General features: G+C 34.9%; 10 protein-coding genes. All 10 read left to right on the plus strand.

Features of this window, described 5'->3' with window-relative positions:
* The first annotated feature begins 424 nt into the window (after positions 1-424).
* The 10 genes from VB798_RS21350 (at position 425) to VB798_RS21395 (ending at position 16,144) form a co-directional block, all read left to right on the plus strand.
* A complete protein-coding gene (locus tag VB798_RS21350; RefSeq protein ID WP_323689271.1) occupies positions 425-1,810 on the plus strand; it encodes a replication initiation protein in 1,386 nt (461 codons plus the stop codon).
* 220 nt (positions 1,811-2,030) lie between these two features.
* Positions 2,031-3,656: a sulfatase family protein gene (locus VB798_RS21355; protein ID WP_323689272.1), complete on the plus strand. Its 1,626-nt coding sequence runs from the start codon at positions 2,031-2,033 to the stop codon at positions 3,654-3,656.
* 225 nt (positions 3,657-3,881) lie between these two features.
* Complete coding sequence (locus VB798_RS21360) at positions 3,882-4,451, plus strand: RNA polymerase sigma factor (RefSeq protein ID WP_323689273.1); 570 nt, start codon at positions 3,882-3,884, stop codon at positions 4,449-4,451.
* A gap of 80 nt (positions 4,452-4,531) precedes the next feature.
* Positions 4,532-5,611, plus strand: a complete 1,080-nt coding sequence (locus VB798_RS21365) for a FecR family protein (RefSeq protein WP_323689274.1) — start codon at positions 4,532-4,534, stop codon at positions 5,609-5,611.
* 333 nt (positions 5,612-5,944) lie between these two features.
* The gene (locus tag VB798_RS21370) at positions 5,945-9,160 is read left to right on the plus strand and encodes a TonB-dependent receptor domain-containing protein (protein ID WP_323689275.1); all 3,216 of its coding nucleotides are present in this window, start codon (positions 5,945-5,947) and stop codon (positions 9,158-9,160) included.
* 82 nt (positions 9,161-9,242) lie between these two features.
* Positions 9,243-9,533, plus strand: coding sequence for a Dabb family protein (locus VB798_RS21375; RefSeq protein WP_323689276.1), 291 nt, complete (start codon positions 9,243-9,245; stop codon positions 9,531-9,533).
* A gap of 299 nt (positions 9,534-9,832) precedes the next feature.
* On the plus strand, positions 9,833-13,075 hold the full coding sequence (locus VB798_RS21380) for a glycosyl hydrolase (protein ID WP_323689333.1): 3,243 nt from the start codon (positions 9,833-9,835) through the stop codon (positions 13,073-13,075).
* Positions 13,076-13,244: 169 nt separating this feature from the next.
* Complete coding sequence (locus VB798_RS21385) at positions 13,245-13,676, plus strand: MarR family winged helix-turn-helix transcriptional regulator (RefSeq protein ID WP_323689277.1); 432 nt, start codon at positions 13,245-13,247, stop codon at positions 13,674-13,676.
* A 69-nt stretch (positions 13,677-13,745) separates the two neighbouring features.
* Positions 13,746-15,077, plus strand: coding sequence for a TolC family protein (locus VB798_RS21390; RefSeq protein ID WP_323689278.1), 1,332 nt, complete (start codon positions 13,746-13,748; stop codon positions 15,075-15,077).
* Positions 15,078-15,088: 11 nt separating this feature from the next.
* Entirely contained in the window at positions 15,089-16,144 is a 1,056-nt protein-coding gene (locus tag VB798_RS21395; RefSeq protein ID WP_323689279.1) for an efflux RND transporter periplasmic adaptor subunit, read from the plus strand.
* The last annotated feature ends 10 nt before the right edge of the window (positions 16,145-16,154 follow it).

Raw genomic sequence — 16,154 nt, forward strand, 5'->3', positions numbered from 1 at the left:
AAATACATTTTTATCTTAAAATATCACGAAAGAATAAATAGTATTCAGAAGAATTTAGGTAAAATTGTTATAGTTGATTATAGATGTCAACAATTTCGGAGTAAATAATAGCTACAATTTATAATAAAAGCCTTCTAAACAAAGAGAAAAAAATAAAATGGACAACATTCAAAAATAAAAATTTCCTCTTTGTTTGTTTTAATTCTTTTATATGTCTTTTAATGTATTTTCGGGGCTCGTAACCAATTGATAAATAGATACTTATGAGCTTAAATATAACAAATTTACCGGTTAGTATAACAAATTTACCGAGAAGTATAACAGAATTACCTAGTTACTATAACAGAATTACCTAAAAAAAGGCTATAATTGTTAGATAATATAACAGATTTACCAAAATCGTCATGTAATATTTCGGTAGAGAATGAAAAAGCACAAAAACGATAAAAATAATAGCAATACAGAGAAAGAAACCAATGTTGTCAGGCTTATTCGTAAGGCAAATCGTTTGGTGGAAGGTAAATATAGATTTGACATTTGGGAAATGCGAGTTTTCACTAAAATGTTAATGAAAATTCATCGAGACGATGAAGATTTTAAAGTATATCGAATTTACCTACACGAAGTAATTCAAGATTTTGAATTGCAAGAAGATGGACATTCCTACAAATACCTCAAACAAGGAGCAGAGCGTTTAGGAAGACGAGAAATAAGAGTGTTGATGGACACGCCAGACGGAAAGATGGAACTCTTCACACATATAGCCACAGGCGTTAAAAGCTTTGTAGAAGAAAAATCAGCCAAGTATTTAGATATTTCCTTTCATCCAGACATGAAACCGTTCTTGCTTCAATTGCAAAGCCAGTTTTTGATGTATGATGTAAGAAATATTTTGAAGCTACAAAGCTCGTTTTCCATCCGAATCTACGAATTGCTAAAACAGTACGAAACGATAGGCAAGAGGCAAATTAAAATTCAGGAATTGAAAGAAATGTTGGATGTAGTTGATAAATATCCACTTTACGGCAATTTTAAGCAAAGAGTCATTGTAAAAGCGCAAGAAGACCTTGAGGAATTTACGGACATTAAATTTACTTTCGATGAAGTAAAGACAGGAAGAGCTGTTACAGCCTTAACTTTTTGGATTACGCCTAATAAAAATAAGCAAGACGTGGGAAAAATGTTATACTTCCCAGAAATAGCCGAAGAGATAAGTACAGATGGTGAATTAGATGATTTGCTGAATGTGACTAAAAATTGGGAAGGAATGACCAAATCTTTATTGGAACAATGGATTAATATTTATGGGATAGAAGCTGTAGGACAGGAAATCAGTAAAACCAATAAATTAATTCTTGAAGGCAAGAATATTCATAACCCGATTGGTTTTGTTACTTGGGCTTTGCAAAATCCGAATGTGTTGAAAGGGACAAGTACTGTTCAGGTTGCGCCAATTGTTCCAAATACTGAATTGAAATTGAAGAGTAAAGAAATTGAAAAATATTGGAAAGGAGAGTTTAATCAATGGTTTTTGGATTATTTACAACAACTGGCCATTGCGTCTAAACATGAAATATTTCATGGAATCGTGGAAGAATTAAGAAGTTTATATTCTGAAAAATTATTTTCAAGTCTATTTCTTCACAAAGACGGTTCAGTCAATGAAGAAGCATTAAACAGTTCGGTAGGAGTGAAGCTTTTGGAAAAAGAGAACAGAACGAAAGAAACCGTTTTTGCAGATTGGTTTTTTGAAAGATTTCAGCAAAAAATCACATTACAAAGAAATGGAGCTTGGGAGGTTTTAACCTGAAACTACAAATTTGATGCTAAAAGGGGCTTTTAAGTCCCTTTTTAATTGGATTATTACCGATTCCTTGATGGGATTATTGATTTAATTATAATAATTCATGTTTTATTTTTATATGAAGCTGTTTTATAGTATTTTCAAATTTTATTGTATCATTTTGATTCTTTGTAAAAATTAGTCAATTGCGTTGCTCGGTTTCAAAATATCCATTAACAATTTCTCTATGAAAAAAATAATTATCACACTGCTACTCATCAGCTCGGTAGCTGTTGCGTTTTTTGCTTTCAAGTCTAAAAAGCAAAAGAAACCAAACATTGTGTTTATTATGTCCGACGACCACGCTTATCAAGCCATCTCAGCTTATGATAAACGCCTTACTCAGACTCCCAATATTGATAGAATTGCCAATGAAGGCATGCTTTTTACCAATGCTTGTGTGACTAATTCTATTTGTGCGCCTTCTCGTGCAGTAATTTTAACCGGAAAACACAGTCATATAAATGGTAAAATAGATAATTATTTTCCTTTCGATAGCACCAATATTACTTTCCCGCAAATTCTTCAAGCAAATGGATACCAAACAGCCATGTTTGGAAAATTACATTTTGGTAATAATCCAAAAGGTTTTGATGAATTTCAGATTTTACCAGACCAAGGCAATTATTACAACCCAGACATTATTACCAAAAAAGAAGGTAAAAAGAAACTATTGGGCTATGTGACCGACATTATTACAGATTTAACAATCAATTGGCTAAAAAATGAAAGAGATGAAGATAAACCATTCTTTCTTGCTTATCTACATAAAGCGCCGCACAGAGAATGGTTACCAGCCGAACGCCATTTTAAAGAGTATTTGAATAAAACTTTTCCTGAACCTGCTACTCTTTTTGATAATTATGAGGGTAGGGGTAGAGCTTCCAAAGAAGCAGAGATGAATTTGCTTACGCACATGAATTGGGCTGGAGATTCGAAAGTATTTCCAGAAAATATGCAAAAACTGGGCATTAAAGAATCGCATCCTTATGATATTCGCTTTTACGAAAACACTGTAGGGCGAATGAATCCAACACAGCGAAAAGCTTGGGATGAAGCCTACGGAAAAATGAATGAGGAATTTGTTAAAAAATTTCCTTCTATGACCGAAAAAGAGAAAATGCAATGGCGTTATCAAAGATACATGCAAGATTATTTGGGATGTATCGCTTCGGTAGATGAAGGAGTGGGGCAGGTGTTAGACTTTTTAAAGCAAAATAATTTAGAAGAGAATACGATTGTGGTTTACACTTCAGACCAAGGGTTTTATTTGGGGGAACATGGTTGGTTTGATAAGCGATTTATCTTCGATGAGTCGTTCAAAACGCCACTTTTGGTAAAATGGCCAACAGTTATCAAACCAGGCTCTAAAAATACACAAATGGTACAGAACCTCGATTTTGCCCAAACGTTCCTTGAGGCGGCAGGAATTAAAGCCCCAAGCGATATGCAAGGCGAAAGCTTGATCCCAATTTTTAAAGGAAATGACAAAAACTTCAGAGATGCTGCTTATTATCATTATTATGAATATCCGAGTATTCACATGGTGAAGCGACATTACGGCATCGTAACCGAAAAATATAAGCTAATACACTTTTATTATGACATTGATGAATGGGAATTGTATGACCGCACGAACGATAAAAACGAAATGAAAAACGTTTATAACGACCCCAAGTATGCGGCTGTAAAGAAAGAATTACATCAAAAATTGGCTCAATTACGGATAAAGTACAAAGATTCGGAAACACTTGATAAAAAGTTTATTGAGAAGTACAAAGAGCTTGAAGGTACTGGAAAGATAATTAGATGATTTACTTATCGAAGGATAAAACAGATAATCAACTCAGAAATGTGTTGATTATCTGTTAAACTATAATATTAGTTCAAAAGCAAGGATTGATGCGCTCAATTTTTTGTAAGTATTGTATAATTACTTATCCATGACAGTACATGAATGTTAAGAGCTTTAGTTTGTATTTTTTTGTTTAAAAATGATATTATTTTAACATTGTAATGTCGCTTATCTAACGAAAGCATGGATTCCGAACAGATAGAAACCAATATATGGGAAGCCTTTAAGAAAGGAGATGAGAAAGCGTACTCATTGATTTATAAGCAAAATGTGGGTGCGATGTATCGATACGGAATGAGTCTTTCTTCACTTTCGTCATACTTTGTGTTTGATTGTATCCATGATGTTTTTACGGAAATTTGGGATAAAAGAAACAACATTGTTACGCCTAATAATATTCGTGCTTATTTACTGAGGGCTTTAAAAAACCGAATGCAAAACCAAATTCTTCGAAAAGAAAGTAAATACATGGCTTTGAACGAAGGTGATTTTGATGAATTGTGGGACGAAGCCATTTCTGAAGAAACCACTCTGCTTAACAATGTTGATGGTTTTTCGAAAGAAGAATTAGTGAATAAATTAATTAGCGAATTGCCGCCACGCCAACAAGAAGCACTTCGATTGAGATTTGTGGAAGATTTAGAATACAACGAAGTAGCTAATGTGATGAGTATCAACCGACAATCAGCACAAAACTTAGTTGTTCGTGCTGTTGAGAAGTTAAGAAAATCATTACCGATTTTAAAATTATAATTTTTTTAATTTTTTTTTAGATTATAGTGAGTATATAACAATAAGGGCTGTGTCTATTTTGTAAAATAGTAACAGAACAGATGGCTAATAATTATATACTATATTCGGTTTCAGATTTTTTAATTGATGATGTTTTCGTGACCCATCAATTAAATCCAAATCATGAAAGTAAGCTATTTTGGCAAACTTGGTTGGCGAGTAATCCCACAAATAAAAGAGAGTACATAGAGGCAGCAAAAATTATTGGAACAATTCAGATGGGGCTTAAAACCTATGAATCGAATAATATTTCTGTTGAAGCTAAAAACTATATATTTTCGAGAATTCAGGAAACGAATAAGAAAAAAACTTCTTTAGCCAAGATTCTGAAATTATCGTCTTCTGTTGTTTGGTCTGGAGCAGCCATCATCATCTTGCTCATTGGCTTGGTTTATTTTTCTTTGCAAAACACAGCTTATCATAAAAATTTAGCGACTTTACACAAAGCTCATATCGAGAAAGTCAATAAACTTGATAAACCTATCTTAATTCATCTGCCCGACGGTTCGGCCGTTTTATTGGCGCCCAAAAGTAAAATTACGTATCCAGAAAATTTTGAAAATGATAGAAGATTAGTCATTCTATCAGGCGAAGCAACGTTCGATATTTCAAAAGACCCAACTAAACCTTTTTTAGTGATGGCAAATGAAGTAACGACCAAAGTATTGGGCACGAGATTTAATGTAAAGGCTTTTGAAGAGATGAAAGACGTTGTGGTTTCTGTTCAAGAAGGAAAAGTAAGTGTTTTTAAAAACCTAAATGAACGTAAAAAAGAAAATACTTTAAAAGGCGTGGTATTGCTACCCAATCAGCAAGCCATTTTTGATAGAAATACGGATCAGTATGATAAAAAATTAATCACTACACCCATTATTGTCAATGCCAATGGCATTTCTTTTGAATTTAACGAAGCGCCGCTAAGCGAAGTTTTCAAAAGAATCGAATTGGCTTATGGTATTGAGATTGTCTATAATGAAGCTCTTCTAGCAGAATGCCAAGTAACGGGAGCTTTTGAAAATGAGAGTCTTTTCCAAAAATTAGACATCATCACCAATATTGTCGCAGGTTCTTATGAAGTTTTGGAAGGAAAAATTTTAATTAATGCAAAAGGATGTAAGTAATTATGAGTTTTGAATTGTGGTGAAGTATGGGTTTTGAGAGTACCAATTGCAAATAAGAATGAGTGCTGAATTGTTAGTTTTAAATTCATAACTCACAATTCACAACTTGTGCTTAAACCGCTGATTATCAATGTGAAGATTTATAATTAGCCGATTATTAAAGTACAATTCAAGTAAAAATTAAGAATTAAATGTCAGTAAAAAAGTAAGAGCCAGAAGGTGTGCAGACCTACTGGCTCAGAAAAGTCCCCATTTTGGTACAACATCCTGAAAAGGGTTGAAGGGGATTGTTGTGTTCAAAGTTTAGCAAAATCAAACAAAACAGTCAAAAGTATGAAAAAAAATCATGATTTATTAATCCAATGTATGAAAATTTCGTTGGTTCAACTTTTTATTACACTATCTTTTATCGGCATTAGCATGGCAAAAGATGTAGAAGCGCAAGAAATACTGAATAAAAAAGTAAGTGTTCAATCCAGCGAAGAAAAATTAAAGCACGTACTTGTCCAGATAGAAAAGTCTGCAAATGTAAGATTCTTCTATAGTCCCCAAGCGATTAAATCAGAGCAAAGAGTATCTTTCAAAAGCCAAAATGAAACACTTTCGTCGGCACTTGATAGGTTATTCAAATCTTTAAACATTGAATATCAGTTAAATGGCAACCAGATTATTCTAAAACAAAAAGAGAATAATGTGATGCCTATGGAATACAGAAAAATAGCGGACGATATTGACCAGAACAATACTTTACCCGTTAAACAAACTGTATCAGGAACAATTATTAACGAAAAAAACGAGCCACTAACAGGCGTAACCGTCCTGTTAAAAGGAACACAACAAGGTACCGTTACTGATGCAAAAGGTCAATACAGAATTGATGTACCCAATGGAAATGCTGTACTTGTTTTTTCGTTCATAGGTTTTTATACGCAAGAAATAAAAGTAGCGTCTCAATCAAGTATTAATTTAACCTTGAAAGAAAACGTTGCTGCTTTGGAAGAAGTAATCGTAACGGGGGTTTTTGATAAAAGAACGAGAATGGAATCGTCGGTAGCGATTTCTACTTTGAGCGCAAAACAATTTGATAAACTTGCCATCAGCAGTGCCGCAGATTTATTGAAAAATATTCCTGGTGTTTTTGTTAACACATCTTTGGGAGAAATCCGTAATACTGTTTATTCTCGTGGGGTTTCAGTTGGGTCAAATGATGGTGCATCTGGTTATTACTATGTTTCAATGCAGGAAGACGGTTTACCAGTAACTAACGCAACTTTCGGAAACTACGGTCCAGATTATTTTCTTCGTACAGATGCTACTTTAGGAAAATTAGAAGCTGTGCGTGGTGGAACTGCTTCTATTTTAGGAAACAATGCTCCGGGAGGTATTTTTAACTATGTATCAAAAACTGGCGGAAAAGAATTTGCTGGCGAAATCCGTGCGAAGTATGGTTTAGAAGGCAATGGACAAAATCCATTTTATCGTACAGATGTAAATTTTGGTGGCCCATTAAGTAAAGATAAATCTTTGACGTACAATATTGGAGGTTTTTATCGTCAAGCAGATGGGGCAAGGTATCCGGGTTATCCAATGAATAATGGCGGTCAAGTAAAAGCGAACTTAGTGAAAAATTACAAAAGCGGTTCGCTAAAATTTTATGCTAAATACCTAAACGACCACAATGCTTGGTTTGAGTTTTTACCAACAATTGGTTTCACTAATCCTACTTTACCAGCAGGTGTAACGCAAACGAATACAGTGTTGATTCCGTCTGTACAAGCTGATTTTACGATTAATGATACAGGGAAAAAAGTACATTTCGATTCAAGAGATAAAATTCACTCAATCGACAAATCTATCGGTTTGAACTGGGAGCAAAGTATTGGCGAAGGTTTAACCATTGAAAACAAAGCAAGATATTCTGATAAAAGTTCCGTTTGGAATACCACTGCCGTAGCTTATCCATTTGCGGCTGATGGTTTGGTTTTCTATGCTATTCCGGGTCTTTTGGGTCAGTTTGGTACTTATTCTTATAAAGACCTTGCTTCTGGAACACAATTTGGCTCTATTACACAAGCACCCAATATTGTCAATGGTAATTTTGCAGGCTTCAATTTTATAGATAACGGTAGTAATTTTCCGGGAGCTTCTATCCAGAAAAACTCGTTGTATTTCAATCCATTGTTTTATTCAGACAATAGAATGAAAGAATTTATCGACCAGTTTACGATTACGAAAAAAGTAAAAGATATGAGTTTTACTGGAGGTTTATTTTATGCTAATTCAAATTTGGATAGATTGTCTTCGACGGATGCTGGTCTTGCATTTTCACAAATGACTTCGCCACGACCAACACTTACAGCCATTACTTTGGCGGGTTTTGATGGCAATACCTATCAAATTACTAATCCTAATGGAGTAATTGGCGGTTCAGGAAAAAGTGTTGCCGTAAACGTTATCACAGCAAGCCAGCAACAAACAGCTTTGTTTTTTGGACATAACTGGACGGTTAGCTCTGCTTTAAATTTTGACTGGGGCGTTCGTTATGAAAAAGTTGCTTACTCTGGAACAAACCAAATTGCTACGTCAACGCCTTCAAGTACTGGTGGAACAGACGGAAACCCTTTAACTTTTTATGATAATTCGAGCGGAAAAATTACAGCAAAATATAATTACGATAATCTAAGTGTGAATACTTTCTCTTTCTCTGGAGGTTTGAACTATAAATTTGCTGATGAGCAAGCGGTCTATGGTCGCTTTTCACAAGGCAGTAAAGCACCAGATTTAGATATGTTTGTTACGGTTAATACTGCTTTTGGAGCAGCCAATTTAAACCCAATTGCCCAAAAAATTCAGCAATTCGAAATTGGCTATAAAGTAAAATCTGGCAATACTAATTTGTTTGTGACGCCATTTTACAGTATCCTAAGCAATGTTCCGCAACAAGTACAAGGTCAAGAAACAGTAGATTTATCGTCAACCTACAACACGCCAGTATTGTACAATAAATTTACGACGATGGGAGTAGAGATTGAGGCGAATCACAGTTTTACTAAAAACCTAAGTCTTCGTGCAGTGGCTACTTTCCAATCTTCAAAAGCAACCGAATATAAAACTTGGATTTTGGGTGCGAATGGAAAAGCAGATGATAAAATACAGGATTTTTCTGGTAACGAAACCGATAATAATGCCAGCGTGATTATCAGAATTTCGCCAACTTATACCAAAGGAAATTTCTATTCATCACTTGATTTTTCTTATATGGGCAAACGTGCCGCTAACGTAGCCAATACTTTTTCTTTGCCAGCATTTAGCCAATCGAATTTAAATTTGGGCTATAACCTAAATGCAAAATGGCAATTACAAGCTAATATCAATAATATCTTCAACCAAAATGGCGTAATGGGCTGGTCGGCACCGGGTGGATTCCCTGCTGCTTTAGACAGACAAGGCTTTACGAAAGCTCAGTTAGAGGCAAATCCAAATGTTGTTTACTCAACTTTAAGTTTACCTCCAAGAGCATATTTCTTGACCGCCACGTTTAAGTTTTAGTTCAGCTTTTACCTGTTATTGAAGTAAAAACGATAACAGGTAAAAGACCAAAGATGTATCACATTTTTAAAATATATAATCAATGATACGACATTCAGTAATTCTCAAACTTAAAGACGGCATAAGTACTGCTGAAAAACAAGCATTTTTTGAAGCAGTGGACAGTTTAGTCAATATCGAAGGCGTTCAAAAGTTTGAAGTACTCAAGCAAATCAGCCCCAAAAACCATTTTGAATATGGTATTTCAATGGAATTCGATGATGCAACTGGCTATGATTACTATTCAAATCATCCAAGCCATGTACACTTTGTTGAGAATTACTGGATGAAATCAGTCGCTGATTTTTTAGAAATAGATTATGAGTTGATGTAGTGAGTTGTGATTTAGTGAATGAGTGATTGATGATTTGTAAATCAATAGTTAACCCTTAAAGTCCTTTAACTGATTACTTGACATTTTTTTAGAATTTGCTGTTCATGTAGTGGCAACCCTTGCGGTTGCCTCGCATGAAACGGCAACCGCAAGGGTTGCCACTACAACATAGTATTGAGATAGGGAAAAATCAAGTAATCAGGTTTTATAAAAATACTTTAGATAGAAATTTTAAACTGTTTATCCAGAAAACAATGAAGAAAAAATATCAATTCCTCCAGACAGCTGTTGCTGTACTAATGGTAGGAGTAATGAATGGTAAAGCACAGCAAGTCAATTCTTTACAAAAATATTTTCAGGCACCGCCCAATTCGGCTAAACCCAGAGTTTGGTGGCACTGGATGAATGGAAACATTACAAAAGACGGTATCCAAAAAGATTTGGAATGGATGAGTCGTGTGGGAATTGGCGGTTTCCAAAACTTTGATGCCAATTTATTTACACCTGTTGTCGTGCCTAAAAAATTGGTGTTTATGACACCAGAATGGAAAGATGCTTTCAAATTCACGACGGAATTAGCCGACAAAAAAGGACTTGAAATGGCAATTGCTGGTTCGCCGGGTTGGAGTGTTACGGGTGGCCCTTGGGTTGAGCCTAAAGATGCGATGAAAAAGTATATTTGGACAGAAGCAATTGTTGAAGGCGGAAAAAAACAAAATGTTCAGTTACCCAAATTGCCCGAAGCAGTGGGTAAATTTCAAGAAATTGGTACAGAATCAGGCGGTTTAATGGGTGGTTTTATTGGTAAAATGCCACAATTTGCTGCAGATGCTCTTGTAATTGCTTATAAATTACCATCTAACGAAAAGCATCTGATGGATTTAAACCCCAAAATGACAAAAAGTGGGGGCGATTTTGATACCAAATTGATGTTAGACCATGACTTGAGCAAAGTTTATGAGCTACCAGCGATGGAAGTAGGAAAAGATATGTGGATACAGTATGAATTTGATACGCCACAAACCTTCAAAGCTTTTGCTATTGGCGTTGGTGCAGCAGGAGAATTGGCAGAATTTAACGGAGGTCCAACCAACCGTAGCTTAAAAGTAAGTGATGATGGTGTGAATTTCAGAACGATTACTAAAGTTCCTAACAGTACTTTGCCATTTATTACGGTTGGGATTCCAGCCACGACGGCAAAATATTGGCGAATTTGTTTCGAGACACTTCCCGGGGCAATAAGTCCTTTTGCCGCTATGATTGGTATGCCTGCAGGCGAACCTAAGCCAGAAGGTACAAAGGTGTCAGAATTTGTACTTTTCAATACTTCTCGCATTGACCAAACGGAAGAGAAAGCAGGTTTTTCTCCTTGGAAAGAAGATTCAAAAACTTATTCGCCAGAAAATGCTGACGTTATTTCTTCTGAAAATGTGATTGATTTAACGAGTAAATTAAAAGCTGATGGTAGTTTGGAATGGGATGTTCCTGCTGGAAATTGGATGGTTGTACGTTTGGGGTATTCATTGACGGGTCGTCAAAATCATCCAGCATCGCCAGAAGCTACGGGTTTAGAAGTAGATAAATTAGACAAAGAAGCCGTAAGAAAGTACATCAATACATATCTGGATATGTACAAAGATGCCACTGGAGGCATGATGGGAGCGAAGGGACTTGAGTACATGATTTTGGATAGCTACGAAGCTGGTCACATGAACTGGACGAAAGATATGCCAGCTGAATTTAAGAAAAGACGTGGCTATGACCTCATTACTTGGATTCCTGTGTTGACGGGCAGAGTTGTGAAAAGTGTTGAAGCCAGTGAAAAATTCTTGTGGGATTTCAGAAAAACGATTGGTGAAATGATTGCCGAAAACCATTACGATGTAATTGGCGAAGAATTGCACAAAAGAGGGATGAAACGCTATACTGAGTCGCACGAAGGCGGTCGTATTTACTTAGCGGATGGGATGGACGTAAAACGTAATGCAGATATTCCGATGTCTGCCATGTGGACGCCTGGAAGTTTGGCAGGTGGAAATAACGAAGAAGTACGCAGCGAAGCAGATATTCGTGAAGCAGCGTCGGTAGCCAATATTTACGGACAAAATATTGTAGCGGCAGAGTCTATGACTTCTATTCAAAATGCTTTTAGTTGGAATCCAGAAAAATTAAAACGTACTGCTGACTTAGAATTGGCTTCGGGCTTGAACCGTTTTGTGATTCATACTTCGGTTCACCAACCTTTAGACGATAAAAAACCGGGCTTCTCACTTGGGCCATTTGGTCAGTATTTTACTCGTCACGAAACTTGGTCTGAAACTGGCGGAAAAGCTTGGATGGAGTATTTAGGAAGAAGTAGCTATATGCTTCAACAAGGTAAAAACGTGGCTGATATTTTGTACTATTATGGTGAAAACACCAATATTACATGGGTTTGCCGTGAAAAATTACCAAATATTCCAGCAGGGTTTGAATTTGATTTTGTGAATGCAAGCGCACTTCAAAATGTGATTGAAGCGAAAGATGGCAAATTAGTGGCAAAGAGTGGCAATACTTATCGAGTATTGATGTTAGACGAATCTGCTAATATGATGACTTTATCAGTTTTGAAAAAAATCAAAACTTTAGTCGATGCAGGCATTAAAGTAATTGGTAACAAACCCGTGAAATCGCCAAGTTTATCAGATAATGATGAAGCTTTCCAAGCTTTAGCCAATGAAATTTGGAAAAATGCGAATGTAACAAGCTTTGATAAACTCAATATTCAGCCTGATGTGATTATTAAAAATGCTAAAAGCAAAATACTTTTCCGTCATCGTCAAACGACTGACCAAGATATTTATTGGTTAGACAGTAGAAGTGAGCAGGAAAATGAAGCAGAAATCAGTTTCAGAGTAACGGGTAAAACACCTGAATTGTGGAATCCTGTTACAGGAAAATCTGAAAAAGTATCTTTCCAAATTAAAGATGGAAGAACAATTGTTCCTTTAAAATTTGATTCTTGGGGTGCTTTATTTGTTGTTTTCAAAGACAAAGCAACAGCGAATACTTATACCGTTCCTTCTAAAAAAGAAACAGTATTGACTAAAATCGACAGTCCGTGGAAAGTAAGTTTCAACAACAAAAATGTGACTTTAGATAAATTAGGTTCTTGGTCTGAAAACACGGATGCTGATGTTAAGTATTTTTCAGGAACGGCAACTTATACCAACACGTTTAAAATCAATAATTTATCGGATAAAAAATCAATTGAAATAGACTTAGGCGAGGTTAAAAACATTGCTGAAGTAATTATCAATGGTAAAAATGTGGGTGTGGTTTGGAAAAAACCATTCAAAGTAGATATTTCAGAAGCGATTAAAGCAGGAGAAAATACCATTGAAGTAAAAGTAACCAACCTTTGGGTAAACCGACTTATTGGCGATGCACAACCCAATGAAAAAAACAAAACAACTTTTACAACGATGCCTTTCTATCAAGCAAATTCAACTTTACAACCTTCGGGTTTATTGAGCGAAGTGAAAATTTTGCAGAAGAAGTAAGTTGAATTTTAGGTGTAAATTTTAACCACTGTAAAACATTATTTCTCAATGTTTTACAGTGGTTTTTTATTCCTTTTAAAAATAAAACACAAAATGTTTTTGTACAAAAAAAAATAGTTGTAATTTTGAATCGTTGATAATGTCAACTATATTTAATGTCAACGAAATTATGGAAATTACAAAGACTTCATTTCAGTTTTTATTCGCTAATACAATAAGAGCACTCTTTAAACAATCGGCTAAAGAGTTTGAAAATCAGAATGTTAACATAACTCCTGAACAACATTACTTGCTTAGAATTTTAACATCACAAGAAGAGTCGATACAGTCGGATTTAGCAGAAATCATGCAAAAAGATAAATCTGCGATTATGCGCCACATAGATCAGCTTGAAAAAATGGGTTATGTTGTTAGAGTAAACGATGCTGTTGATCGCCGTAAAAAACATATTGTTATCACAGAATTAGGTACAGAAGTACTCAAAAAATGCGAAGAAATTATCAATCGTCTTAGTGAAAGAAATATGCAAGATATTTCAGAAAATGAACTAGAGATATTCAAAAAAGTACTTATTAAATTAAAAGAGAACGCTGGAAAGTAGTTTTTTTGCTCAAATAGTTGACAAAATCAACTATCACTAAAGTCAATAATATTTTTATCAACTATCATTATGAAAAAGAATAAGATTTTCTTTTATCTGATATTATTCGTTTTGGGCTATGATGTTCATGCACAAAAGAATATATCCTTAAAAGAGTGTGTAGATTTTGCCCTCAAAAACCATGTGAGTAATACCGTTTATGAGAACGAGATTGCCATTGCCAAGCAAAAATCAACAGAAGCATTAGCGGGATACTTACCACAAGTAAGTACCAACATTACTTTTGATGATAACCTTAAACGACAAGTTTCTATCATTCCAGCAGGCGCATTTAGTCCAACAGAAATCAAGTTACAATTCGGTACACAATATAGTACTACAGGTACAGCTCAATTAGACCAAGTATTATATGACAAGTCGATGTTGGTAGGAATCAAAGCCGCAGAACCGAATAATCAATTGTCGATTTTGAAAAAAGAGCAAAACCAAGACAATATCATTTACAATACGGTCAGTGCTTATTTTCAAGTATTGGTTTATTTAGAACAAGAAAAAATCACGCTAGAAAATGAGAAAAAATACCGTGAATTATTAGACATTCTGAAATTGCGTTTAGAAAAAGGAGTCATTAAAAAGACCGATTACGACCGTACCAAATCAAGCTTGAATAATATCGTTTCGCAGAAATCAATCTTGGAAATGAACAAGCAAGTGGCATTGAACAAACTAAAACATGCTATGGGGATGTCGTTGGACGAAGAAATTAATGTGATAGAATTTTCAAATTATGAATCTTTAGCGCTTGTTGAAAAAGACAATAATTTTCAAGTAAGTAATTTGTTGGACTACAGAATTCAAAACAACAATGCTCTTTTACAAGAATTTGATGTAAAACGTAAACAAGCCGCTTTTTTGCCAACGGTTTCGATGTACGCCCGTTATGGAGCTACCAGTTTGAATAATGAATTTGCAAAATCTTTTTCTAATTGGTTTGATTTTTCAACGGTTGGTTTGAAAGTAAGTGTGCCAATTTTCAGTGGCTACCGCAAATTAAGTCAGTTGAAGCAAGCAGAAATTAGTTTATTGAATGCTAAAGCAAACATGCAAATTAGTGCTAATAATTTGCAATTATCTTTCAAAAATTCAAATGCACAATTGCAGAAATCACAATCAGATTTAGTCATCAATCGTGAAAATCTCTATTTCGCCAAACAGGTTTTTGAAAGTAGCGATTTGGAATATCAAAAAGGAGTTTCAACGCTTTCTGATTTGCTCAATGCAGATTATTCATATAAAGAGGCACAAAGTAATTATATCACTTCTTTGATTAACGTAATGAGTTCAAGACTTGAATACGAAAAATCTAAAGGAAATTTAAAAAGCTATATCAACCAATTCTAATCTTCAGACCCATGAAAAAGTCTTTCATCATAACATTATCATTACTTGTTTTGGCAGGAGCAATCGCATTTACACTTGCTAAAAATAAGAAAAAAATTGAAGCGAATAAAGTAGTGGTTGACCGCTCAATTATTCCTGTAGCGGTTTCAACGATTAAAGTAGATTTCCAACCTTTTGATGGCAAAGTAAGTTTGCCAGCCAATTTAGAATTGAGCAACGAAGCAACAATTGCCATCGGCGTTCAAGGTAAAATCGAAAAACTTTCGGTTGAAGTTGGATCAAGAGTTTCGAAAGGACAAGTGATTGGGCAATTAGATTCAAAATTGAAAATTATCAATTTGAAGGCTAATGAGTTAACACTTAATAAATTAGAAAAAGAGTATCAACGCAATAACGATTTGTTCAAAGGAAATGCAGGAACAGAATTGAGTGTAATCAATTCTAAATACGATGTTGAAAATACTCGTATTCAAATTGAACAAGTAAAACAACAAATTGCGGATGGTAACATTATCGCACCAATTAGCGGAGTTGTTACTTCTCGAAAATTGATGGCAGGTGAATATGTAAGTCCAGGAACAGTTATCGCAACGATTGTAGATGACGTTCATTTGAAAGCCGTTGTGTTTGTGAATGAAAAAGATGTGTATCAATTGAAATTAGGACAAGCAGCTACGATTTCTTCGGATGTTTTTCCAAACAAAAGCTTTGTTGGAACGGTGAAATTCATTTCGCCAAAAGGTGACGAAAACCATAATTACAGAGTAGAATTACAATTGAACACCAATCAATTAAGAGCAGGTACTTATGTAATGGTTGGTTTTGATTTAGGTCGTAAAGCAAGTGTTTTACAAATTCCGAAATTGGCTTTGGTAGAAGGTACAAAAAATCCTTATGTCTATGTGGTTGAAAACAATGTCGCTACGATTCAGAAAATTACTGTTGGACGTGAAATCGGAGAAAATATTGAAGTGATTTCTGGCTTACAAGCAGGACAAGAAGTAGTAACCAGCGGACAAATCAATTTGACTAGCGGAAGTAAAATTAGTAAAACTACCAATCAATAATCGTTAAAAA

The sequence above is a fragment of the Arcicella lustrica genome (assembly GCF_034930985.1).
GTDB classification, from domain to species: Bacteria; Bacteroidota; Bacteroidia; order Cytophagales; family Spirosomataceae; genus Arcicella; species Arcicella lustrica.

Bases quoted from the DNA above. Each gene is read 5' to 3' on its own strand.
- VB798_RS21355 (WP_323689272.1), top strand. From the start codon at position 2,031: ATGAAAAAAATAATTATCACACTGCTACTCATCAGCTCGGTAGCTGTT.
- VB798_RS21395 (WP_323689279.1), top strand. From the start codon at position 15,089: ATGAAAAAGTCTTTCATCATAACATTATCATTACTTGTTTTGGCAGGA.
- VB798_RS21385 (WP_323689277.1), top strand. From the start codon at position 13,245: ATGGAAATTACAAAGACTTCATTTCAGTTTTTATTCGCTAATACAATA.
- VB798_RS21360 (WP_323689273.1), top strand. From the start codon at position 3,882: ATGGATTCCGAACAGATAGAAACCAATATATGGGAAGCCTTTAAGAAA.
- VB798_RS21390 (WP_323689278.1), top strand. From the start codon at position 13,746: ATGAAAAAGAATAAGATTTTCTTTTATCTGATATTATTCGTTTTGGGC.
- VB798_RS21375 (WP_323689276.1), top strand. From the start codon at position 9,243: ATGATACGACATTCAGTAATTCTCAAACTTAAAGACGGCATAAGTACT.
- VB798_RS21370 (WP_323689275.1), top strand. From the start codon at position 5,945: ATGAAAAAAAATCATGATTTATTAATCCAATGTATGAAAATTTCGTTG.
- VB798_RS21380 (WP_323689333.1), top strand. From the start codon at position 9,833: ATGGTAGGAGTAATGAATGGTAAAGCACAGCAAGTCAATTCTTTACAA.
- VB798_RS21365 (WP_323689274.1), top strand. From the start codon at position 4,532: ATGGCTAATAATTATATACTATATTCGGTTTCAGATTTTTTAATTGAT.
- VB798_RS21350 (WP_323689271.1), top strand. From the start codon at position 425: ATGAAAAAGCACAAAAACGATAAAAATAATAGCAATACAGAGAAAGAA.